Raw genomic sequence first — 23,412 nt, 5'->3', positions numbered from 1 at the left:
GGTGGCGAGTCGTTCATCTCTCGCCTTCACCTTACCCACCCTGACGGGGGCTCACTTCCCTGTCAGGGACTGTGCGTCACCGTTTTCCCTTGAAACAGGAGAACCACCATGGCCCACGCCAACCATTCCCAAGAAGCGATCACTTACTTCAATCTGCACACCGTCGGTATCGGCTACCTCAACCGTGTTCGTGAAGTCCAAGTCCGCCGCGGCCAGCCGTTCATGGCCTGCGATATCGCAGCCCTGCACGGTGCCACCGATGCTGTGGAGTACACCCGCTTCGACTGCAAAGTCGCTGGGGGTGAAGCTGAACGCTTGATTCGTCTCTATATGGACGCCGTCAACGCCGAGAAAAAGGTCCTACTGTCGTTCCGTATCGGCGACCTGTGGATCGATCCGTTTCTCTACGAGAAAGGCGATAAACAAGGCCAACCGGGCGCCAGCCTGAAAGGTCGTCTGCTGTTCATCGACTGGATCAAGGTCAACGGCTCTTTCGAGTACAAAGCGCCCGCCAGGCAGGAAGCAACAGCACCTGCTGAGCCAGCGCCAAACAGTGTGCCCTCCCCAACGTCGGCTGATGCCGAAGCTGAGGAGATCGAAAACACAACTGAGGCTCGGATCGAACCTGAATCTCCACCCACTCCCCGCACGGTCCACCGTGACGCCACTCATACCGTTCAGTCCGACTGAACAGTCCACGATGTTCATCATCAAGGCGCTCCCTCGAGCGCCTTTTCTTCAACATCGCGTAGGAGAACCGACATGGAATCCTTCTGGCTTTGCGACGACTGTCTGTTCGCTGCGGCTTACGAGGACTACAGCACGTTATCGCTCTACTACACGACGGATGAAATCGAGAAACGCATCGCCGGTATCCATCGTGGACTGGTTCGGTTATTGCCCATCAGTGCCGACTTCGATCCCGAAACCGGCTGGGGAATAAAAGCCTTTTCCCCATTGCCCTGCGACGGTTGTGGTTCACCCCTGCACGGTCAACGCCACCGATTCACTCGGCTGTAAACAGCGCGTCACCTGCTAACGCCCACAACCTATATCCACCTCGGGGACACCACTCCCCTCGGGTGTGTACCCCTGATTGTTCCCTTCGGAGGTACCACCATGAGCACCCCACTCACACTGATTGAAACCTCGGATTTCGAGGCTGATCGTATCGCCCAAGAAAACCAGGTGATCGACGAAGCACTGCATATTCTGGATCGTCGGCTGTTCGCCCGCGGCCCTAACCTGACGTCCCCTGGCGCTGTGGCCTCCTACCTAAAACTGCATCTTGTGCAACAAGAGCATGAAGTCTTCGGTGTGATATTTCTCGATGCCAAACACCGGGTGATGGCGTTCGAAGTCCTCTTTCACGGCAGCATTGATGGCGCCAGCGTTTACCCCCGCCAAGTCGTCAAGCGTTCCCTAGCGCATAACGCTGCGGCCGCCATTTTTGTTCACAACCACCCCTCAGGGTGTACGGAACCCAGCCAGGCGGATCGCATCTTGACCGCACGGTTGAAAGAGGCCTTGGCCTTGATCGACGTGTGCGTACTGGATCACTTCATCGTGGGTGAAGGTCGTCCGCTCTCCCTTGCCGAATACGGCTGGCTTTAACCCTCACAGGCGTCTTCGGACGCCTCGTTCATTTTCATTCTGGAGAACTCTCATGAGCCTCACCCCCCAAGCCCCAGCCCTGCTGATGGCCTCAAACCCGTTTGTTCGCGGTTACGACAACCTTCGAATCGAACGGCTGCTACTGATCACCTATGAAGACGACTGACCTCCCTGCTTTCGATCCGTGCACGACGCACAGGCCCATCTGTCCGACGATGAGCTGCAACTGTTCCCCTGCCTGTTCAATGAAGAGTTCGCCTTGATCAGCGAAGGCCAATCCATTCCGGATGAGTTGGATGAACGCTGCCTGTCCACCGGGCTGGTGCGCCAAGTGATCTACGCCGTGATGAGCGAAATGCTCAACGAGCGGCATCACGTCGGCGATCTGTCTCCCTAGAAGAGGCTCAAGCCATGGTCCATCGTTTGAGCTTCGAAACGGGACACTACAGTCGAGCCTGGGAGATCAGTACCGCACACCTTCCCGAAGAGGCGATGTTCTATCTGGAAGGATGGGTCAGTCACTCCGCACCGCGGCAAACCGGCCTCTTGTTCGAGCTGTTCACGTTGTCGGATTGCTGTGGCATCGGTTGCAAACTGGTCGGCACGCCATGGACCGACGATAACCTGGTGAAGATTGAGGGCCGTCCTTACTCATCGCTGAGGCAAGAGCAACTCGATGCCGGTACGCCAGTAGCGTTGATCGAGGTGCTGTGCCTCGCGGCATTGGCGGATGTGCGCTTGTTGATCTTCGACCCCGACGCTGCCGTTTTGGATGGGCTCGCCATTTTTGATGAATAGCAACGTGTTCAGCGTTAACACGACCCACCTTGAATCAACTTTCTCACTGAATCGCTCCTTCGCCTCATGTCAGGTTCTGCACTGAATCTGACACGAGGTTTTTTCCATGGAGCGTTTATTCACGCCTGTCTGCCTGCTGGGTTTGTTGAGCGCCTGCACCGCGCAAATCCACAACCCATTGCCGACCCATCCAGAAATCGGCAGTCGCTCCAATCAGGCACAGCACTCGAGGGGCACAGATGAAGAAAGCCATCCGGCAGAACTTCGTTATGGCCGCTATACGCTGGTCAGCACCGAGCCCACTGCGGAACAACGTGATCTTCTCGCTCAAATCATTGAAGTGAACATCCCGTCCAGCCTGAACCCTTCGGTGCAGGATGCGTTGCAGTACATATTGCAGCGCTCGGGCTATTCGCTCTGTCCAGTTTCCGCGTCGGTGAAGGTGCTATTTACCCGGCCTCTGCCTGCAGCCCATTACCGGCTCGGCCCGATCTCTTTGCGCCGCGCGCTACAAGTGATGGCAGGCCACGCCTGGCAACTCACGACCGATGAAGTCAGCCGTTCGGTCTGCTTCGAGCCGCAGAAAACGGAGGCCGGCGTCGCGCTGATCACACCCGTTTCGCCCCATCAGTTGGAGGCAAGGCCATGAAAGTCTCGACGTTTCAAACCCTCATTGTCGGGCTTCTTTGTCTGGCAATTGCCGGCCTGAGCGGCGGTTTGTATAACCAGTATCAGCGCGTGGCCGAACTACAGAGCGCGAACACCCAATACCGACAAACCCTGGACACCCTGCAACATGATTCAAGCGCCATCAAGGATGCCCAGGAGCAGTTGCAGTACGCACTGAAAGACCTGAAGCAGATGGTCGATAGCGGTGAGCAACAGGCCAATACCCTCGATCCGATGTTGGATCAATGGGCGCAAGAGATACAGGAACTGCGCGATGGTCTGGCAGACCGCGCCACCGTAGCGGACATGACAGCGCTGCGCGCACGCCTTGAACAGGTCGAGCAGCAGTTCCAGGAGCACAAGACCCAGCCATCACCCCCGCCGCCATCGCCTTCCGCGATCAAGCCGAAACAGAAGGCTCGTCCCAAGCCCGTCCCCCTCTCACCACCGTTCTCAGTGCTGAGTGTCGAGTCTCGCGGGGGTGAGCGCTTTTTGGCAATCGCACCCCATGACAGTCGCTCGCTCAGCGATGTTCGGCTGCTGCATAGCGGCGAGCAGCTCGGGGCCTGGCACCTAAAAATACTGGAGCCAAACTCAGCCATCTTCGCGGTGGCCGCTCAGCCAGACCAGACCGTGCAACTCCCTTGAGCAGCGATCATGAACAGAGTGTTTCTGCCCGCCGTCTTCTGCCTCACGTCGATGTTTGCCATCGGCTCTGCGGTGGGTGATACCACCACGGTCCAGTCACTGACCCAGGACACACAGTCAATTCCTCTGGAACGCTCCCACACAGCGCAAGCCGCGAACTGGGGGCTGACCGAGCAGGAGTGGACGCGCTTCGAACAGATCCAAGCCGGCACGCGCGGTTTCTGGAGCCCGAACCTCGATCCATTGACCGCACTCGGGGTCGAGGCCCAGACCGACCAAGAGCGTCAGCGCTATGCCGAATTACAGGTAGCGCTGGAAGCCAAACGCGCCGAGCGCGAATTGGCTTACCAAAACGCTTACACCGCGGCCTGGGCCAAGCTGTTTCCCCGGCTGCCGCCGATCCAGGGCATGGCATCTTCGTCCCCTACCAGCTCTTCGGCCATGCCGCGTCCAGCTTTGTTTGTGGAGGACCACTGCCCGGCATGTACCGCTGAAGCACAACGTCTGCAAAGCAGTGACACGGCGTTCGATATCTACTTGGTGGGCAGCCAGGGCGAGGATGAACGCGTCCGTAGCTGGGCTCGGCAAGCGGACATCGATCCGGCCAAGGTTCAACGCCGGCAGATCACCCTGAACCATGACCGTGGTCGCTGGTTCAGCCTGGGTGCTCCGGGGCCATTGCCCGCCACATTTCACCAGGTGAACAGACAATGGCAACGCCTCGACTGAGTGGTCTTGCGCTCCTGCTGACGATGCTCGCCGCCCAGGCGGACGAACTTCCGCCTCCGGCCTATCAACTGGCGGCGCATAACGCCGGCATCCCTTCTACGGTGCTGTTCGCGATTGCTCTGCAGGAGAGTGGTACCCGCGTCCGTGGTCGACTGCTGCCCTGGCCCTGGACCCTGAACATCGCCGGAACACCCTACCGCTTCGCCACTCGCCAGGCCGCCTGTCACGCCTTGCTTCAGGCGCTCGCCCGACATGACGCCAAGCGGGTCGATGTCGGGCTCGGGCAAACCAACCTGGGTTACCACGGGCAACGTTTTTCCAGCCCCTGTGAAGCCCTCGACCCCTACCGCAATCTCGCCGTGACCGCCGCGCTGTTGCAGGAGCATCACGTCGCCACCGGTGCTTGGGTGTTGGCTGCCGGGCGCTATCACCGCCCGGCAGGAGGAACACCGGCCGCGCGTTACCGCGCCGGCTTTTCCCGGCAACTCGAACGGTTGCTGGTTTCTTTCAAACAGGGCACACCACCATGAAGCGAATCCCCATCGCCTGTTATTTCATTCTGCTCTTGGCACCTTTCGCCCAGCCGGAACTGACCGTAGCCGGGGATCAGCCTTGCGACTTCACTCGACCCCATTTTCAAGTTGCCAGGCCGCCAATAAACAACAAGACCCAGTCTGATCGAGCCATGCATGCGGACCTGTCCATGTTTACCGATGAAACCTGGATACTGCCCGTCCGCAGCGTTCACTTGAGCCCCGGCCAGATCACGCCCCGCGCCTTGAACATGCCGGGCTTGCGGCCATTTTTTCTGGTCGGTGAGGATCCCCAATCGCTGGTTTGGCTGCGTCAACGCGCGGCTGAACTGCAGGAAATGGGCGCCGCCGGCCTCGCCGTCGAAGTGGCCGACACCGAAGCTTTGGCCCGGATTCGAGCAGCCGCTCCGAACATCACCATCCTGCCGGTCAACGGTAACGACATCGCCACCCGCTTGCAGATCGAGCACTACCCCGTCTTGATCACCGCTACCTCACTGGAACAGTGAGTCAGGTCATGGCCGAGCATGCGATGGAATCCAAGCTCCGGCCAGCGGTGGAGCTGTACACCGTAGCGATCTGCATCGCTGCCGCAGTGCTGTGCATGTACTCGCCCTGGGCTGTGGCCCTGTCGCCCGAGATCGGTCTGGTTGCGGCGTTGGCCTATACCCTGTTCGGCCTGATCCGACTGCGCCAAGCCTGGGAAGTGCTGCGTTATCGGCGCAATATCCGCCGGCTGCCCCGCTACGAGCTGACCAGTCGGCAGATTCCGGTCAGCCGCAAACGTCTGTTCATGGGCCGCGGCTTTCGCTGGACCCGTCTGCACACCCAGCGCTTGGTCGAGGCCCAGGATCCGGCTGTCGTTCACTATGTCGACCAACCGACCCGTTACCGCCTGGCCCGTGGACTCGAACGTCGCCTGGAACATGCACCGTTTCCGTTCTCGACACTGGCCCGTGTCACGGCTTGGAACAGCGCCTTCAATCCGATGCGCCCTTTACCCCCGGTCGGTGGCTCGCCGCTGTTGCATGGGGTCGAGCCCGACGAAACGGAAGTCAGTTTGCCGCTGGGCGAACGGGTCGGACATACCCTCGTGCTGGGCACTACCCGTGTTGGGAAGACCCGGCTCGCCGAGGTTTACATCACCCAGGACATTCATCGCATCGAACACGAGGTCGTCATCGTCTTCGATCCGAAAGGCGATGCCGATTTACTCAAGCGCATGTATGTCGAAGCCAAACGCGCTGGTCGAGAAAAGGAGTTTTATGTGTTCCATCTGGGCTGGCCAGAGATCTCTGCTCGCTACAACGCCGTGGGACGTTTCGGACGCATTTCGGAAGTGGCGTCACGCATTGCTGGGCAGCTCAGCGGTGAAGGTAACTCTGCGGCCTTCCGTGAGTTCGCCTGGCGTTTCGTCAACATCATCGCCCGCGCCCTGATCGAGCTGGGCCGACGTCCGGACTACCTGCAGATCCAGCGACATGTGGTCAACATCGACGCACTGTTCATCGAATATGCCCAGCAGTTTTTCGCCAAGACCGACCCGAAGGCGTGGGAAGTGATCGTCCAGCTTGAAGGCAAACTCAACGAGAAGAACATTCCCCGGCATATGATCGGGCGCGAAAAGCGTGTGGTGGCCATCGAGCAGTACCTGGCGGTGAAGCGGGTATTTGATCCGGTAATGGACGGACTGCGCTCAGCAGTGCGGTATGACCGTACTTACTTCGACAAAATAGTCGCCTCGCTGTTGCCGCTGCTGGAGAAACTCACCACTGGCAAGACCGCCCAGTTACTGGCCCCCAACTACACCGACCTGAATGACCCACGGCCGATCTTCGACTGGATGCAGATCATCCGTAAGCGCGGCATCGTCTACGTCGGTCTGGATGCGCTGACCGATGCCGAGGTGGCCGCCGCTGTGGGCAACTCGATGTTCGCCGATCTGGTCTCGGTCGCCGGCCATATCTACAAACATGGCATCGACCATGGCCTGCCCCCATCGGGCAGCAGCAGTGACAAGCTGCCGATCAACCTGCACGCTGACGAGTTCAACGAGTTGATGGGAGATGAATTCATCCCGTTGATCAATAAAGGCGGCGGTGCCGGTATCCAGGTAACCGCCTACACCCAAACCCTCAGCGATATCGAAGCGCGCATTGGTAATCGTGCCAAGGCCGGCCAGGTGATCGGCAATTTCAACACCCTGCAGATGCTCCGAGTGCGTGAAACCGCCACCGCTGAACTGCTCACCCAGCAGTTGCCCAAGGTCAACGTGCTAACCAGAACCCTGGTGTCGGGTGCGACTGACACCTCCGATCCTGAAGCCAATACAGACTTCACTTCATCCTCGCAGGACCGTGTTAGCAGCACCAGCGTGCCGCTGATCGAGCCAGCTCATATCGTCAGTTTGCCCAAAGGGCAAATGTTCTCCTTCCAGGCCGGTGGTCAGCTGTGGAAAGTCCGCATGCCATTGCCCAAAACCTCCAACGACGATGCCATGCCCAAGGACCTGCAGGAACTCACCCAACGAATGCGGGCCACCTACAACGAGCAAGCCGGGCAATGGTGGGGCGCAAGCGGCGGCGGTCCAACGCTCGACTTTGATCCAGATCGATTAGGAATGCCTAGCTCTGTCGAGGCGGGGGGCTCGAGTGCTCCCACTCAGGAGGTGCCGTGACGACGTCAGCCCTTCATCCCGCATCGGAGTAAAGGATGGCGACTTCAGTTAACAGCCCCCCGCCGCAACCGATCCAGCGCCCAGGGCTAATTGTCTCGGCGGTTGGCCTGATCTTACGCATTATCGGCTTACTGATCGCCTCGTTACTGTGCTCAATCCTGATCGAGTTCATCGGGCTGATCCTATTCTGGGGCGATCAGGGCTGGAGACACAGTCAGGCCATGCTAACCAGCGAACTGGGGTGGCTCAGCGAGCACTTCAAATCCTCACTTCTCATCCAGCAGCCAGGGCAAACGAGTGTCCAGTTGCAGGATTTCCTCTATCAGTGGTTGCTGGTCAAGACCGGCTTTGCGGATTTTGCTCAGCAGGCGCGGGGGCCGAGCCAGAACAACGGTTTCTGGAGCTGGATCAATCAGTTCTACGTGAGCATTGAAGACTTCGTTCTGGCGGCGGTGTATGTCACCTTCACCTTCGTGGTGCGCCTGACCATTCTGGTCCTGGCCACCCCCCTGTTTCTGTTGGCCATGTTCACTGGTTTTGTGGATGGCTTGATGCGCCGCGATCTGCGCAAATTCGGGGCGGGTCGAGAAAGTAGCTTTGTCTATCACCGGGCTAAACGAGCAGTGATACCACTGCTGGTCGTGCCTTGGGTCATTTATCTGTCCCTGCCCTTTTCGATCAATCCAATGACGGTATTTCTGCCTTGCTCCGTGTTGCTTGAGGTGACCATGGCAATCACGGCGGCGACGTTCAAAAAATATATCTGAGTACGACACACGTGCTCGTCAGCATTTTTCGTGATGCAAATGTAATCAGCCGCCTCCACGGCCCTATGATCGTAGAGAATGCCCTGCACATTCGGCAGGGCAACTAGGTACTGCTCCAAGTGTTCCTGTACCGCTAACCTTCCAGCAAGCAGTGCCCTTCTTCGAGCCGTTTCGTCCGAATCATCCGCTGGTAAAAACTCTACTTTGATCGCGCAGCCAGCCCAATCAAATGCCTGCGTATCGCCTTCCGACAACCTAATGACTGCACCAATGGGGCAGCCATTAGGTTCATCCCCTCGAAGGAAGACTTGTCGGCGGCATAGAAGGCCGGACTGTGTTCGCATAAACGAGTGAGTCAGCAGCCATTTCAGGGCTTTCGCCTTATTATGCCTGCCGTCTTGTACAGCCTTCACAGTACGCGCTTGCAGCCCTCTTACTCGACGTTGAGCGTCGGCCCAATTGATGCCGTCCCACGACGTGCCGGAAGGTGCACACGCCAATGCTGCTGCGTTCATTTGCCCTCCCTTCGCTGAAAGGGTTCTACATACTCTCTTGTTGAAGAGAGACCATGAGGACGTCTGCCCGCTTTCGCGTGAAGTGATGTTTCAACCTCTATCCAACCCATTACAGGATGGCGTTCGCTTTTTCCTCGTTCCTTCGCCCGCACCGCCATGGACCGTTTTTGCAAATGGCTGTCCCCGAGGGGAGCGATATGGGATTTCGACGTTCCGCTTACTGAAGTACGTCGGGTTAGGTGCCTGCTATCGTCCGGGAGGCATGTGGGTCACGAACGCGCGTGCAGAAAAACGCTGTTCCCACCTTCGCTACCTTTTGGTTCGAGCGTATAAGCCATTTCCGCTCGTTCAATTTAACGATCTTTGCGCAGGTTCACATGTGTTCAACATACCGACTATCTAGCCCTTGTCCGGCCATGGCTGCCAGAAGAGAACGCCTCTCACGATTAGTACCCCACACCTTGCGGCGCCTCGTCACATTGTCGAAAGCGCTCTTGATTCAGCCTTCTAGATTCACCCGGTGACACGGGTGGTTCCCTCAAAGGGGAACAACTTCTGTAAGCGACTTCGTGTCTCACCTCGGCCCAATTATTGTCAATGGGTACGGCCCCATCTTCGAGATAGCGAGACAACGCCGTCCAGCGTTTGAGGCTGTAATCCAGAGCTTTACTGATCGCCGAGCCGTCGTGCACGATCTGGCGCTGGGCGATCATCCAGGCATGCAGAGCGTCCATCACCGGTACGGCTTTTTCTTGCCGTATTCGGCGGCGTAAATCCGGTTCCAGGTCGCGGATTTCATGCTCTATTTCGTACAGCAGTTGGATGTAGCGCAAGGCCTGTTCGGCTAGCTGGCTCTTGTTGGTGGCGTGTAGTTCGAAGAACTTGCGCCGTGCATGCGCCATGCATCCGATCTCGGTCACGCCGAGTGCAAAGCTGGCCTTGTAGCCAAAATCATCGCAGACTAGCTTGCCCTTCCAGCCTTGCAGGAAATTGCGTGCGTGTTCTCCGGCGCGGCTGGGGCTGAAGTCGTAAACCACCGCCGCCAAGTCCGAGAACTGGCTGGTGGCGTAGGCCCAGACATAGGCTCGGTGAGTCTTTTTAGCGCCCGGCGTCAGCATTTGTACCGGCGTTTCATCGGCGTGGATCACACAATGTTCAAGGACTGCATCACGCCGGGCATCGACCAGCGGCTGCAACTGCACACCACAGTTGCCGACCCATTGCGCCAACGTTGATCGGGCGATGGCTAGGCCTGCTCGACCAAAAATAGATTCCTGACGATAAAGCGGCAGATGGTCGGCGAACTTCGCGATCATGACGTGGGCCAGCAGCCCAGCGGTTGGGTTACCTTTGTCGATGACCTGCGCCGGAACCGGTGCCTGGATCAGGGTTTCGCACTCATCGCAGACCCACTTGCCACGGATATGACGCTCGACGGTGAACACGCCTGGCGTGTAGTCGAGTTTCTCACTGACATCCTCGCCGATACACTTGAGGGCGCAGCCGCATTGGCAGTGGCTGTTGTCGGGTTCGTGGTGGATCAGGGTGCGCGGAAACTGCGGCGGAAACGTGGTGCGTTTAGGTTTTTTGCCGAGTCTCGGTCGAAACCGGCGCAGGTTGCAGCGCCTCAAGCTCGGCTTCGATGGCGGCGATATCGGTATCGATCAGATCGTCCAGCAAGCTGGCCTGCTGCGGATTTAACTGCTCGCTGCGTTTGGCAAACTTGAAACGCTTAAGCTGTGCAATCTCGTGGGCCAGTTTCTCGTTGACCGTTTTTTTGGTGGTGGATTTGCTTGCCCATTGTCTCGACTTTCTGATCGAGACTCTCGACACGTTGCATCAACTGCGCCGCCAGAGCGCGCAGTTGTTCAGGGTTTAGTTGGTCGAGATTGGGGAGCGAAGTCATGCCGCCGATTTTGCCAGAACAGGCCAAAACCGACGATAGGCTCATCGGACAATTGCACGGCCTGGTTGGTCGTGCCGGACATCACATGATGGAAATTGCGCCGCTTGGCCCAACTCTTTGCCAAGGCAAACCCAGCACCAGGGCATGCAGTTGTTCGGCACCTAATTCCATCTGAGAGCCATGTCGAGAACCCGGCCAGAAGAACTTGCCTTGATGCAGGCGGCGCGCCGCCAGCCAGATGCCCAACCCGTCGTGCACCAGCACTTTCATACGATTGGCGCGACGGTTGGCAAACAGATAAGCACAGTGCGGCTGCGCCGCACCGAACACCGCAACCACCCGCGCCAGCGCGGTTTCAGTGCCGGCGCGCATATCCATGGGCTCGGTGGCGAGCCAGATAGAGTCGATGCGGATCATCGCAACAAGTCTCGAAGAAAGGTCGCGCAGGCAGCTGATCTGGACACCATCGCCTCAAGCGACGGTGTCAGGAAGGTGTGTTGGCCGGATGGCTAAATCGTTTCGATGCAAGGCCATGATGAGCTAACCAAGTGGATCGAGGGAAAAGTCTATGGCTAGTTCAATGATTTGCGCAGCCGCGACAAGGCAACCACAAAGAAAATACTACCGATCACTGTCAGAGCCAGCAGTTGCGGCCAGATGACGGAAAACGAGGCACCCCGAAACAGGATGGCCTGGCTCAGTTCGACGAAGTGGGTGGTGGGGGCCGCCAGCATGATGTTCTGTACCGCCACAGGCATGCTTTCGCGCGGGGTCACGCCGCCGGAGAGGATTTGCAGGGGGATCAGCGTAAGAATGATCAACAGCCCCAGTTGAGGCATCGAGCGCGCCAGCGTGCCGTAGAAAATTCCGATAGAGGTGGTGGCGAAAAGGTGTAAGGCCGCCCCTCCCAGGAACAGCGCAAACGAGCCATGGATCGGAACCTGCAACCATTTCTCGACCACAAAAAACATCGACAAGCCAGCAGCCACCAACACCACCAACCCCATCGACCAGACCTTGGACACCATGATTTCGAACGGCCTGATGGGCATGACCAACAAATGTTCGATGGTGCCATGCTCACGCTCGCGGATCAGTGCAGCGCCGGTGAGGATGATCGACAGCATAGTGATATTGTTGATCACTTCATTGATCGCGCCGAACCAGCTCGTTACCAGATTGGGATTGAACTCCATGTGCACGATGGACGTGACTTCATCGACCTCGACGCTGCGATAGCGCTTGAGAAACTCGCCGACCTCGGCGCCGATAATCTGCTGGATATACCCGGCGCCCGTGAACGCCTGACTGACCTGGGTCGCATCGACGTTGACCTGCACCGTGGGTTGGCGCCCCGCGAGCAGATCCTGTTGGAACCGGGACGGGATATCTAGCGTGAAGGTGTAAATGCCCGCGTCCATGCCACGGTCCATTTGCGTGAAATCGATCGGCACCGGCTTGAGAAAATAAGGCATCTGGAAGGCGTTGACGATGCGGTTGGACGCTTGCGACTGGTCCTCGTCGATCACACCGATGCTGGCGCGATGCGGGATTTCGGGAACGCCGGTGGCACTCGAATACACCCCGACAATAAACGAAAAAGCAATCAGCAGTAATAACGCAGGATCGTGATACAGGCTGCGCAGTTCCTTGATGCCCAATTGCAGGATATTAGAAAGACTCAGCATCTCATTTCTCCTGCTTCTTGAGGCCCGCGACACTGAGCAGAGTCAACACCGGAATAGCGACCAGCAAGGGAATGAAGTAGGTGTACAAGTCGGCCAGCCCCAGCCCCTTGGAGAACACACCGCGACTGATTGTAAGGAAGTGCGTGGTGGGATAAATATTGCCGATAAAGGCGCCCACCCCTTCCAGCGACGAAACCGAATTGATCAGCCCGGAGAACTGGATCGCCGGTAACAGGGTCACGATAGCGGTGCCAAAGATGGCCGCCATCTGGCTCGAAATAATCGAGGACATCAATAAACCCAGGCCCGTCGAGCAGATCGAATACAGCAACGCGCCAACGGTCAGGGTCAACATACTGCCCTTGACCTGAACGCCGAACACCAGCACGGCCAGCAGCACCAGCATGAAAAAGTTGATCATCCCCAAGGCGATATAAGGCAATTGCTTGCCCAGCAGAAACTCCAGGCGGGTCACGGGCGTCACGTAGAGGTTAGTGATCGACCCCAATTCTTTTTCACGGACCACGCCCAAGGCCGTGAGCATGGCCGGGATCAACATCAGCAACAGCGGAATCACCGCTGGCACCATCGCCGGCAGGCTCTGGACATCGGGGTTATAGCGATAGCGCAAGGCAATATTCACCGGGCTGCTACTGACCTTGCCTGTCTCCAGCAAGTGCTGCTGCAAGTAACTGTTATGGATGCCGGCCACATAGCCCTTGATGGTTTCCGCGCGGGTCGGCATGGCACCGTCAACCCAGAAACCGATCTCGGGGCTGCTGCCGCGCGCAAGATCGCGACCGAAATTGGGCGGGATTTCCACCGCTAGGCTGATCTCGCCGCTACGCAACCGCTTATCGAGGTCTGTGTAGTCGCGCAGCGCGGTTTTCTCGGAGAAGTAACGCGAACCGGAGAGGTTGAGCGCGTACTCCTGGCTGGCACCGGTCTGGTCGCGATCGAGCACGGCATATCTCAGGTTCTCCACGTCCAGGTTGATGCCGTAACCCATGATCAGCATCAACAGCCCGGTGCCCAACAGGGCCAACGTCGCGCGAAACGGATCGCGGCGCAGCTCCATGGACTCACGCTGGCTGTAGCTGAGCAGGCGCTGCAGGCTGAAGCGGGACTTGAACGCCGCCTTGCTGTCGCTAAGGGGGTCGGCCGCTGCCTGCGGGGTATCGACGGGCGCGGGTGCCGGCGCCTGTGGATCAGCGACGTCCTGCAGATAAGCGATGAACGTCTCTTCAAGGGTCGGCAGGCCGCGCTTGGTCATCAGCGCCTGGGGCGTGTCACTGTCCAGCACACGACCGGCATGCATCATGGAAATACGGTCGCAGCGCATCGCTTCGTTCATGAAGTGGGTCGAGATGAAAATCGTCACCCCTTCCTCACGCGACAACTGAATCAGAAACTCCCAAAAATTGTCGCGCGCCACCGGATCGACACCGGAAGTGGGCTCGTCGAGGATCAGTATTTCCGGGTTATGGATGACGGCGACCGCCAGCGATAGACGCTGACGCACACCCAGCGGCAAGTCATTGGGGAAGCTGTCGACGACCGAATCTAGGTCGAAACGCTTGAGCATTTCCTCGATGCGCGGGCCTTTTTTGTCGGCCGGGATGTGAAACAGCCGCGCGTGCAGCTCAAGGTTCTGTCGCACCGTCAGTTCGCCATACAACGAAAACGCCTGGGACATATAGCCCACACGGCGCCGGGTTTCGATGTCTTTCGGGTCGACCGGCTGACCGAACAGCAACGCTTGCCCTTCGGTGGTCGGTTGCAAGCCGGTGAGCATTTTCATCGTGGTCGACTTGCCACAGCCATTGGAGCCGAGGAAGCCGAATATCTCACCACGCTCGATACGAAAATCCACATGATCGACGGCCACGAAATCGCCGAAGCGGCACGTCAGGCCGTGAGCCTCGATGGCCACTGCGGCTTCGCTACCGCTCGTGGTCCGGGGCGGTATCACCAGCGTATGGTGGCCACGGCGCTTTTCTTCCGGAAGCAACGCAATAAAGGCTTCCTCCAGGTTTTGGCTGTGAGTCTGTTTCAGCAGGTCGTCAGGGGTACCAGTGTCCAGAATTTTCCCTGCGTCCATGGCCACCAGCCAGTCGAAACGCTGGGCTTCGTCCATATACGCGGTGGACACCAACACGCTCATGCCGGGGCGATTGCCACGAATGCGGGCAATCAGCTCCCAGAACTGATTACGGGCCAAGGGATCGACGCCAGTGGTGGGCTCATCGAGAATCAACAGATCCGGGTCGTGAATCAACGCGCAGCACAGCCCCAGCTTCTGCTTCATGCCGCCAGAGAGCTTGCCGGCCGGGCGATCGGTAAAGCTTTTAAGCCCGGTGCTTTGCACCAGATCGTCGATCCGCCGCTTGCGTTCGGCGGCGTCCTGGCCAAACAGGCGACCGAAAAAATCCAGATTTTCGAAGACGGTCAAGGTGGGGTACAGGTTCTTGCCCAAGCCCTGAGGCATGTAGGCAATGCGCGGGCAAACCTGACGTCGATGCTCGGCACTGGCCATATCGCCGTCCAACACCTGCACCGTACCTTGCTGGAGCTTTCTGGCCCCCGAGATCAAGGCCAGCAAGCTGGACTTGCCAACGCCATCCGGACCGATCAGGCCAATCATACGGTTGGCCGGGATGTGCAGGGTCACATCATCCAGCGCGCAGACTTTACCGTAGTGCAAGCTCACCTTATCGAGCTGCGCCACCATCGGATTGGCTTCGGTCATTGCGGCACATTGACCTGAAGTGTGTCTGGCCACTGGGCATTAGCATCAAGCTTCAGATACGCCACGCCGGGTAAGCCGGTCTTGATCTGATCGAGGTGTTTTTCCAGCAGTTTTGGATCGATGCGCGCCTTGACCCGAAACATCAGCTTTTCCCGCTCGCTGGAGGTTTCCACTGTCTTGGGGGTGAATTGCGCAACGCTAGCAACATAACTGACTTTCGCCGGGATCACATACTGCGGCGCCGCATCCAGAATCAACCGGACATCGGCATCCATCGCCACGCGCCCGGCCTGTGCAGTAGGCAGAAAGAAGGTCATGTAGACGTCGTTGAGGTCCACCAGATTGAGCACTTTGCCACCGGCAGCCAACACTTCACCTGGCTGGGCCACGCGGTATTGCACGCGAGCCTGACGGTCAGTCTTGAGCTCACTGTCAACGAGATCGGCATGCAAGCTATCGACCCCGGCCTTGAGCGCCTCCACGGAGGACTCGGCCTCGATGACCAGGGACTTGGCCGCAATGATGGCCGCCTGAGCTGACCACACTTGCGCACGAGCCGAGGCCAAGGCTGCTTCCTTGCTTTGCTGGGAAGCCAGATCGTCATCCAGTTGTTGGCGCGCGACGGCGTTGAACTTGACCAGTTCGTCGGTTCGCCCGTAATGCTTCTGGGCCGCCGTCAGTTCGGCGACCCGCTGATTGACGCCAGCCTCGGCGGCCTGTTTTTCGCTCTTGCGTTGCTCCACTATCGCCTGGGCAGTCAGCACCGCGTTTTCAGCTTGGCGCACTTGCGCCTCGGCCTGCTTGATCTCGGCTTGCAGCACTTGCGTGTCCATCATCGCAATGACCTGCCCCGGTTGAACGAAATCGCCTTCATCGACGCTGATGGTCAGAATTCGACCGGCCAACTTGGCCGCCGCATCGATTTCGGTGGCCTCGATGCGGCCATTGCCACTGGCAAACCCCTCCCCCAAGCCCGTCGGGCGCAGCAGCATCCAGACCAATAGGCCCACGCCGACGACAACGACACCCCCAATCGCATACTTGATCAGTCGTTTGTTGAGTTCCAGCTTCATCAATTAACCCTTACTTGTGAGTACGCCAACTGGTTACGGGGTTATAGCTGAATTCAGCAAAAATGCGCAGAATGGATCTGCGTGTAGCTATTGTATAGTGAGGAAACATACCACTGCTTCGCCAGCTCTGCATTGGGCTCAGATCATGGAAAGCCTAAGTAATCAAAGTCTCTACCCTCCCCGCAACCAGAGTAGACGTTGTCGTTGTCGTTGTCGTTGTCGTTGTCGTGAGGACATTTGACGTAGGGCTAAGCTCTGTTGACTTGGCGCTTAGAAATGATCGATAGAGAAACCGGAGACGAGCAACTTTAAAGAGCTTCTTGGCCGAAGCTTGATTTACTTCAAATCCAGCTTCCTACCTCTTTTTGGTACACGTGAACCATTATTTTTGCCAAGCAATAAGGTTGCTCTCCAAGGGAACCATCAAGCCCGAAGAGACGTTGGTGATCACCCGCGCGGTGTAAGCCTCTGCCGGGCGATTGTCGGGCATATCAGCACGGTAGATCAAAACACCATCAGGCAGTACCGCAGAATCGATCACCATGTCTTGAACTTCAGCGTCACCGCCATTCGGGCCTTCGGCGTATAGCTGCACACGCAGATGGTCTGGAGTCAGGCCTGCAAGATCTAAGTACAGCGTGACACTGTAACGCCCCGCTTGCCTTTGCAGCTGCAATTGCAAAAAGCGAATATTGCCCCAGCGAGCATTCAACTCCTCGCGCATGCGAGTGAGTTGGGCAGCCAGTTTGCTCTCATGGGCCATACGCGCCCGGTAACTCCTCGCGGCGGGTAAATAATAATCCTGGGCATAGTCGCGTACGGCCCGATCGGCAGAAAACTGTGCCACCAGCGTTCCCATGCTGCAACGCATGCGCTTGATCCATTGCTTGGGAATGCCCTCTGCATCACGCTCATAAAACGCGGGCACCACCTGATCCTCAAGCAACGTATAGAGCTGAGTAGCGTCGACACTGTCGTAATCGTCAGCATGCTCGGCGCCATCGCCGATCCCCCAGCCCACCTCCTCCGCACACGCTTCGGCCCACCAGCCATCGAGCTGGGACAGGTTCAACCCGCCGTTGGCCAAAACTTTCATCCCACTGGTGCCGCTGGCCTCCCATGGACGGCGCGGGGTATTGACCCAAACGTCGACCCCCTGCACCAGATGGCGCGCCACACGCATATCGTAGTCTTCGAGGAACGCCACACGCCCGTTGACCTCCGGACGGCGAATAAACGCATGCCAGTCACGAATCATCTGCTGCCCGACGATGTCGGCCGGATGCGCCTTGCCGGCGATAAGCAACTGCACCGGCCGGGTTGGATGGTTGAGAATACGCAGCAGGCGGTCGGGGTCTTGCAGCAGCAGATTGGGCCGTTTATACGTGGCGAAACGTCTGGCAAAGCCCAGCGTCAATACCCGTGGATCGAACAAGGCGCCCGCCGATTCGATGGCCTCCAGCGAGGCGCCATGGATGGCTTCGCTGCGCGCCAGATTCGTGCGGACAAATTCGAACAGCAGCGTCCTGGCCTGCTCGCGAAAACGCCAGAGGTACGCATCATCGACCTGCCCCAACAGCTCGCTGACCTGCGATTCACTAGTGCCGCGCCAAGGCAAATCACCGCCGTGCAAGACTTGCCAGTGCGCCTCGGCTTCCAGTGACACCCACGTCGGCAAGTGGACGCCATTGGTCACATGCCCGATCGGCACGGCGTCGCTGGGCCAGCGCGGAAATAGATTCTGAAAAATATGGCGGCTGGTTGCCCCATGCAGGCGGCTTACTGCATTGACCGCCCCCGCACAACGCGCGGCCAAAAACGCCATATTGAACGGTTCTTGCGCATCGTCAGCATTCTGCCGTCCCAGCGCCAGAATGGCCGACAAAGGCTGGCCCAGTTCAGTTTCGACATAACGCCCCAGGTATTTGCCAATCAACTCCGGGGGAAAACGGTCGAAACCGGCCTCGACCGGTGTATGGGTGGTGAATACATTACCGGCCCGGGTGGCGGTCATCGCGACATCGAAACCGACCTTGTTCGCTTGCATGTAGCTGCGGGCCCGTTCAAGCACCGCGAAAGCGGCGTGCCCATCGTTGAGATGACAGACATCCGGCGTGTAACCCGCCGCCTCTAGTAAACGCCATCCACCAATACCCAACACCATCTCCTGGCGCAGACGCATCTCCGCATCGCCACCATACAGCTCAGCCGTGATCAACCGCATCGGAGATGGATTGGCGGGGTCGTTACAGTCGAGCAACAACAATTTATTGTGTCCCACCGTTGCCTGCCAACCCCGTACCCAGACCGTCAGACCTGGCAATTGCACAGACAGACGTAACAAGCTGCCATCCGGGCGCAACAAGGGCGCCACCGGCAATTGGCGCGTGTCATTGACCGGGTACAAGGCTTGCTGGTCACCCTGAATACCGATTTCCTGGCGGAAATACCCATGCTGCCAGAGCATGCCGACAGCCACCACCGGAACACCCAGATCGCTGGCTGCTTTCAACTGGTCACCCGCGACATTGCCCAGGCCGCCCGAATAAATCGGCAGCGCCTCGCTGAGCATGTACTCCATGGAGAAGTAAGCCACTTGATGCAAATCCGTGTCCGCGTGTTCGCGTTCAAACCACGTGGGCTGAGCAAGGATACTGCGGTGGATCTTGACAACGCTGGTGACCCGCGCATGAAAATGACTATCGGCCAACAGAACGTTGAGCTTCTGTTCAGAAATGGCATTGAGCACCAGACACGGGTTGTGGGTCAGTTCCCATAACTCGTTGTCCAAACTACGCCAGATATCGTCATTCAAGCTCGACCAGCGAATGGATTGGTCAAACGCCAGTTGGCGCAAGATTTCGAGGTTTGAATCAGGAGGATTACTATGAGACGGCATGGGTAGACCCTTGAGTAAATCGTATCGAAATAGGCAAAAGCGACGATTTAGAGTGATGCATCCATTGCCCCGACCAAGGCAGCAGCTCTTTCAAACGCCGGACTGTGAGTCATTTTGCAAGGCGCAATCATCAGTAACCGTTGACGCAGTGCCATTGCACACCTCAATGGGCGGAGCCCTGTTAACGTCGAGGATCACTGGCGGAACGAAACTTAATGCCGTAAAAGCACAGGCATCGCCCGCCAGCCGGATCATGGACCAGCGCCGGAAACGTCAGCCCAGCTCAATATTGATGTTTTTCTCAGGCTTCATCGCTTCAGGTTTCTTCGGCAGATTGACGGTCAATACACCCTTGCTGAAGCGCGTCTGGATTTTATCCGCGTCCACCCCTTTGGGCAGGCTGAAGGTCCGTTCAAAATACCCATAGCGGCGCTCGGTCAGGTGATAGTTCCCGGACTTGTCTTCCTTGTTCTCTCTTTTTTCGCCTTTGATCTGCAAATCGCCACTGACGACTTTCACCGTCAGATTTTTTTCGTCCACGCCAAGTACTTCGGCCGTGATTTCAAAGCTTTTTTCGTTTTCAACAATGTCGACAGCTGGCGATTGCAGTCCGACAAAATCACCCGAGAAAAGAGGCTCAAGGTCAAATCCACCACGCTTCGAGGACAACAACGAAGGCAGATTATTGAAGTCCTGGAACAGATGGTCGAATTGACGACGAAGCTGTTCAAACGGATGCCATGCGTCCGTATTGATCGCTACATCCCGGTTCTGTTCATTGACCTGGGAAGGCATTTTTTTAAGGGAATGAGCCATGACAGAACTCCTCTTTAGACTGTTATTACGTTGATAAACAAAGGTATCTTTTGACGTTGCGTGACAGTACCCATGCCGCGTCACATCAATACTGTTGCCCCTGCTCGCGAACGGCGCTTGATCGAAGTCAAAGATGGCGTTTATGGACGATTTGGATGGCCTCCATGCGGCGCCGCGACCCTGGCCCGATACCACAGACGGCGCACGTACACGCCCCGATTTACGGGTATCAGTATTCAAAGGGCGCTCATTGATCCAGATCAACACTCGCAGAACAGGCCCATGCAAGTCTGCCTGCAATCGGGTACTCCTTTCATAGCAGCGGTAGGCAGGGGTAGTGCAAAGCGCGAGTGCGCACAATAGAGGAACTAATAATGATAAATAAGCCGTTGTGCATAGCGTCAATTATCATTTTTGCCCAGGTCGGTACCGCATACGCTACGGAAGGGGCGGCGTTGGCAGACGCCAAGGGGTGCACTGCCTGTCACAGCGTGAAGACTGAAACGATAGGGCCATCTTTTCGCGATATTTCCCGCCGTTTCCATGGGCTTAAAAATGCCAGGCCCATGCTTGTTCGTGTCGTCCAAACCGGCACAGACACCGCCTCTGTTCCCTACCATTGGGGATCCATAAAAATGCCCTCCGCCAATGCGCGCACTCCCGTTAGTCAGGAAGAAGCTGAGCAGTTGATCGATTATGTATTGAGCATTCGCTGAGGCTTGCGGATGAGGCTATTTGTTAATTATCTATAGATATCAATGTTTTTCTGCGATCACCTAATAACCAATGCACGCTCTTTTATGCTGCTTGATTGAAAAATACACAGTGACGGTTTTCGAACAAAGAGACCCGTTGAACGTCCTGTTTACTATCAAGCGTTCGCATCATTAACAAAAGAGCATCCATGCTCCCTCGGTTTCTTGATGATATTGAAAGGAAAAAATTATGGGCGTTGCAGCCACTCCCCAGAAGAGAGGGCGTTTTAACCCGCCGGCCAGCGAGCCGATCCCTCCGCAGGCCTTCCCTTCGAAGGGTATTTCACTGCTGCAACTGCCGACTTCACAGCAGCCAAGTATTATCCTGACCAACAGAAGAAAAATTCTGTTCGTGACCTCAGAGTTGGCTGATCTGGTGAAAACCGGAGGTTTGGGCGATGTGTCTGCCGCACTGCCGCGAGCCATGCGCCACCTGCACGATGTACGCGTGCTGATTCCCGGCTACCCGCAAGTACTCAATAGCGGTAACCCGATCCATGTCATCAGCGAGCTGGGCGGTCATGCAGCCCTGCCACCGTGCAAGATCGGGCGGATGGACATGAAAGACGGTCTGGTCATTTACGTGCTGATCTGCCCTGATCTGTACGAACGTGAAGGCACACCTTACGGTGATAACAACGGCCGTGACTGGCCTGATAACCATATCCGCTTCGCCCGCCTCGGCCTGGCCGCCGCCGACTTCGCCGCCGGGGCGGTAAAAACCCAGTGGTGCCCGGAACTGGTACACGCCCACGATTGGCCTGCCGGATTGGCCCCGGCGTATATGCGTTGGCGGGGTCAGACCACACCGAGCATCTTCACCATCCACAACCTGGCGTATCAAGGCACGGTCAGCACCGGCTCCAGCCGCGAACTGGGGATTCCTGACCAGGCGCTGGGCGCCGACGGCATAGAGTTTTACGGCAAGCTCTCATTCATCAAGGCAGGCATAGCGTATGCCAGCCACATCACCACCGTGAGCGCGACCTACGCCAAGGAAATCACCACGCCGGCCTTTGGCTGTGGCCTGGAAGGCTTTCTGCAAAGCAAGGCCAGCCAAGGGCTGCTCAGCGGGATTCCCAATGGCATCGACGCCAGCTGGGATTCGGAAACCGATGAGCACTTGATTTGCCGGTTTGCTCCGAACGAATGGCAGCGCAAGGAAATCAATGCCGACCATGTGCGCGAGCTGTTTGAACTTGAGCCTTCCACGGGCCCTTTGTTCGCCGTGGTATCGCGCCTGGTCTTCCAGAAAGGCCTGGACCTGACCATCGGTGTTGCCGAGCATATCGTCAATCAAAGCGGGCAAATTGCGATCATTGGTCGCGGCGAACCGGAGGAAGAGGACGCCATGCGCGAGCTGGCCCTGCGTTTCCCTGGCCAGATCGGTGTGCGCATCGGGTTCAACGAGACGGATGCCCGGCGCATGTTTGCCGCCAGCGATTTCCTGCTGATGCCTTCGCGTTATGAGCCTTGTGGCTTGAGCCAGATGTACGCCCAACGTTTCGGCTCCTTGCCGGTGGCCCGAAAAACAGGGGGGCTGGCTGACACCATTGAGGATGGCGTGACCGGTTTTCTGTTCGAGGAGTCGACCGTGGAAAGCTACGCCGAAGCGCTGACGCGGGCGATCAAGGTCTTCGCCAATCCCGAGCTGCTCAATGCCATGCGTTGCCGAGCCATGGTCGCACCGTTCAATTGGCATCAAGCCATAAAACCCTATGCAGAGCTCTATCTGGAATTGTTGAGGCTTGGCACGGATTTGTCGCTCCGTTATTGAACAATGAGGGCGACGCACAGAGAGATCACGCATACATTCGTACAATGCAACCATGTTCCTACCTAATGGCGATGATGCATTCCTTAGCCTTACGTAACGCCCTAAAGCTCTAATCAGCGCTGCTTACAACTAAGCTACACATGGCGGCGCAAACTCGACCATCATGCGCCACAAGGTAGCTACGCCTCCTCCGCTGAAGGTCGTCAGCAGGACAACCGGGGCCGGTTCAAGCAACTGGTATACCTTGCAGAGAGAAAGCTCTTTCATCACTGTTATGACTCCTGCCGCTTATTTCGATTACTTCACCAGTATCACCGGCACCGCTACCTCTTGAATGACCCGGTTCGCAACCGAGCCCAACAGCAACCCGCCGAAACTACCCAGGCCACGAGTGCCCATGACCACGGTATCGCAAGCCAGTCGCTTGACCGCCTCACTGACTTGCTCCGCCGCATTGCCGAGCGCCACATGAGTCTCATGGGTGATGCTGGCAGCCTGCAGCAAAGCCACTGCCTACTCAAGCACACTCCCAGCCTTGACCCGAAGACTATCGTTGATGTCCTCAATCATGCTGGCCGTTGTGTAGTCCCCGTAGATGACTGGTCCATGCTGGACATTGAGAACATGAACCTCTATGGGCCGCGCACTTTCGCCAGCAGAATCAATGACGTACTGCAAAGCACGTATCGAATGTTCCGAGCCATCAAAAGCAACCAGAACCTTGCGCATTTCAGATCTCCGCCAATGTGTTTAACCAACATAGCCCACTCGTACAGCGATAGACACCATGGAGGGGAGA

Annotated in this window: 19 protein-coding genes and 3 pseudogenes; 13 read left to right on the top strand and 9 right to left on the bottom strand. The window is 57.4% G+C overall.

Annotated elements, in window-relative coordinates; all coding sequences use genetic code 11:
• The first annotated feature begins 108 nt into the window (after positions 1-108).
• The 11 genes and pseudogenes from AC1Q6I_RS24990 to AC1Q6I_RS24940 all read left to right on the top strand — a co-directional run bounded on the left by AC1Q6I_RS24990 (position 109) and on the right by AC1Q6I_RS24940 (position 8,435).
• Positions 109-690 (top strand): STY4534 family ICE replication protein, encoded by a 582-nt coding sequence (locus AC1Q6I_RS24990; RefSeq protein WP_102624274.1) that lies wholly within the window; start codon positions 109-111, stop codon positions 688-690.
• Between the two features lie 72 nt (positions 691-762).
• Positions 763-1,020 carry a hypothetical protein gene (locus tag AC1Q6I_RS24985; RefSeq protein WP_102624273.1) on the top strand — a complete coding sequence of 86 codons (258 nt, stop codon included), beginning with the start codon at positions 763-765 and terminating at the stop codon, positions 1,018-1,020.
• A gap of 99 nt (positions 1,021-1,119) precedes the next feature.
• Positions 1,120-1,614, top strand: coding sequence for a RadC family protein (radC, locus tag AC1Q6I_RS24980; RefSeq protein WP_102624272.1), 495 nt, complete (start codon positions 1,120-1,122; stop codon positions 1,612-1,614).
• 52 nt (positions 1,615-1,666) lie between these two features.
• A pseudogene (locus AC1Q6I_RS24975) lies at positions 1,667-2,412 on the top strand (DUF5983 family protein).
• A gap of 106 nt (positions 2,413-2,518) precedes the next feature.
• Positions 2,519-3,061 (top strand): PFGI-1 class ICE element type IV pilus protein PilL2, encoded by a 543-nt coding sequence (gene pilL2 / locus AC1Q6I_RS24970; protein WP_102624271.1) that lies wholly within the window; start codon positions 2,519-2,521, stop codon positions 3,059-3,061.
• Positions 3,058-3,729, top strand: coding sequence for a chemotaxis protein (locus tag AC1Q6I_RS24965; RefSeq protein ID WP_102624270.1), 672 nt, complete (start codon positions 3,058-3,060; stop codon positions 3,727-3,729). The genes pilL2 and AC1Q6I_RS24965 overlap by 4 nt, the downstream gene beginning before the upstream one ends.
• 9 nt (positions 3,730-3,738) lie before the next feature.
• Positions 3,739-4,458 (top strand): TIGR03759 family integrating conjugative element protein, encoded by a 720-nt coding sequence (locus AC1Q6I_RS24960; RefSeq protein WP_102624269.1) that lies wholly within the window; start codon positions 3,739-3,741, stop codon positions 4,456-4,458.
• On the top strand, positions 4,440-4,988 hold the full coding sequence (locus AC1Q6I_RS24955; RefSeq protein WP_102624268.1) for a lysozyme family protein: 549 nt from the start codon (positions 4,440-4,442) through the stop codon (positions 4,986-4,988). The genes AC1Q6I_RS24960 and AC1Q6I_RS24955 overlap by 19 nt, the downstream gene beginning before the upstream one ends.
• The gene (locus AC1Q6I_RS24950) at positions 4,985-5,500 is read left to right on the top strand and encodes an integrating conjugative element protein (RefSeq protein WP_102624267.1); all 516 of its coding nucleotides are present in this window, start codon (positions 4,985-4,987) and stop codon (positions 5,498-5,500) included. The genes AC1Q6I_RS24955 and AC1Q6I_RS24950 overlap by 4 nt, the downstream gene beginning before the upstream one ends.
• A gap of 8 nt (positions 5,501-5,508) precedes the next feature.
• Positions 5,509-7,668: a type IV conjugative transfer system coupling protein TraD gene (gene traD / locus AC1Q6I_RS24945; protein WP_102624266.1), complete on the top strand. Its 2,160-nt coding sequence runs from the start codon at positions 5,509-5,511 to the stop codon at positions 7,666-7,668.
• Positions 7,669-7,703: 35 nt separating this feature from the next.
• Positions 7,704-8,435 (top strand): TIGR03747 family integrating conjugative element membrane protein, encoded by a 732-nt coding sequence (locus AC1Q6I_RS24940; RefSeq protein WP_102624265.1) that lies wholly within the window; start codon positions 7,704-7,706, stop codon positions 8,433-8,435.
• Here the strand turns inward: AC1Q6I_RS24940 and AC1Q6I_RS24935 are convergent.
• From AC1Q6I_RS24935 to AC1Q6I_RS24900, 8 genes and pseudogenes are all read right to left on the bottom strand, one after another.
• Positions 8,324-8,950, bottom strand: a complete 627-nt coding sequence (locus AC1Q6I_RS24935) for a reverse transcriptase N-terminal domain-containing protein (RefSeq protein ID WP_256581245.1) — start codon at positions 8,948-8,950, stop codon at positions 8,324-8,326. The two genes, AC1Q6I_RS24940 and AC1Q6I_RS24935, sit on opposite strands and share 112 nt — an antisense overlap.
• Before the next feature lie 578 nt (positions 8,951-9,528).
• A pseudogene (gene tnpC / locus AC1Q6I_RS24930) lies at positions 9,529-10,856 on the bottom strand (IS66 family transposase); the annotation flags it as partial.
• Between the two features lie 81 nt (positions 10,857-10,937).
• Positions 10,938-11,273, bottom strand: coding sequence for an IS66 family insertion sequence element accessory protein TnpB (gene tnpB / locus AC1Q6I_RS24925; protein WP_146015759.1), 336 nt, complete (start codon positions 11,271-11,273; stop codon positions 10,938-10,940).
• Positions 11,274-11,428: 155 nt separating this feature from the next.
• A complete protein-coding gene (locus tag AC1Q6I_RS24920; protein ID WP_102624264.1) occupies positions 11,429-12,544 on the bottom strand; it encodes an ABC transporter permease in 1,116 nt (371 codons plus the stop codon).
• Position 12,545: 1 nt separating this feature from the next.
• Positions 12,546-15,293, bottom strand: a complete 2,748-nt coding sequence (gene rbbA, locus AC1Q6I_RS24915) for a ribosome-associated ATPase/putative transporter RbbA (protein ID WP_102624263.1) — start codon at positions 15,291-15,293, stop codon at positions 12,546-12,548.
• Complete coding sequence (locus AC1Q6I_RS24910) at positions 15,290-16,366, bottom strand: HlyD family secretion protein (RefSeq protein ID WP_102624262.1); 1,077 nt, start codon at positions 16,364-16,366, stop codon at positions 15,290-15,292. The genes rbbA and AC1Q6I_RS24910 overlap by 4 nt, the downstream gene beginning before the upstream one ends.
• A 382-nt stretch (positions 16,367-16,748) precedes the next feature.
• A complete protein-coding gene (gene glgP, locus AC1Q6I_RS24905) occupies positions 16,749-19,265 on the bottom strand; it encodes an alpha-glucan family phosphorylase (protein WP_102624261.1) in 2,517 nt (838 codons plus the stop codon).
• A 273-nt stretch (positions 19,266-19,538) separates the two neighbouring features.
• A complete protein-coding gene (locus AC1Q6I_RS24900) occupies positions 19,539-20,081 on the bottom strand; it encodes an Hsp20/alpha crystallin family protein (protein ID WP_102624260.1) in 543 nt (180 codons plus the stop codon).
• Between the two features lie 374 nt (positions 20,082-20,455).
• Between AC1Q6I_RS24900 and AC1Q6I_RS24895 the strand changes: the two genes are divergently transcribed.
• Entirely contained in the window at positions 20,456-20,797 is a 342-nt protein-coding gene (locus AC1Q6I_RS24895) for a c-type cytochrome (protein ID WP_102624259.1), read from the top strand.
• 229 nt (positions 20,798-21,026) lie between these two features.
• Positions 21,027-22,613, top strand: a complete 1,587-nt coding sequence (gene glgA / locus AC1Q6I_RS24890) for a glycogen synthase GlgA (protein ID WP_258538750.1) — start codon at positions 21,027-21,029, stop codon at positions 22,611-22,613.
• Positions 22,614-22,910: 297 nt separating this feature from the next.
• On the opposite strand, the pseudogene AC1Q6I_RS24885 reads toward glgA, so the two are convergent.
• A pseudogene (locus tag AC1Q6I_RS24885) lies at positions 22,911-23,342 on the bottom strand (universal stress protein).
• Positions 23,343-23,412: the final 70 nt, after the last annotated feature.

It is taken from the genome of Pseudomonas sp. MPR-R2A5, assembly GCF_058793055.1.
Note: the sequence above shows the minus strand (reverse complement) of the source record. Positions and strands in the feature narration are given on the sequence as shown.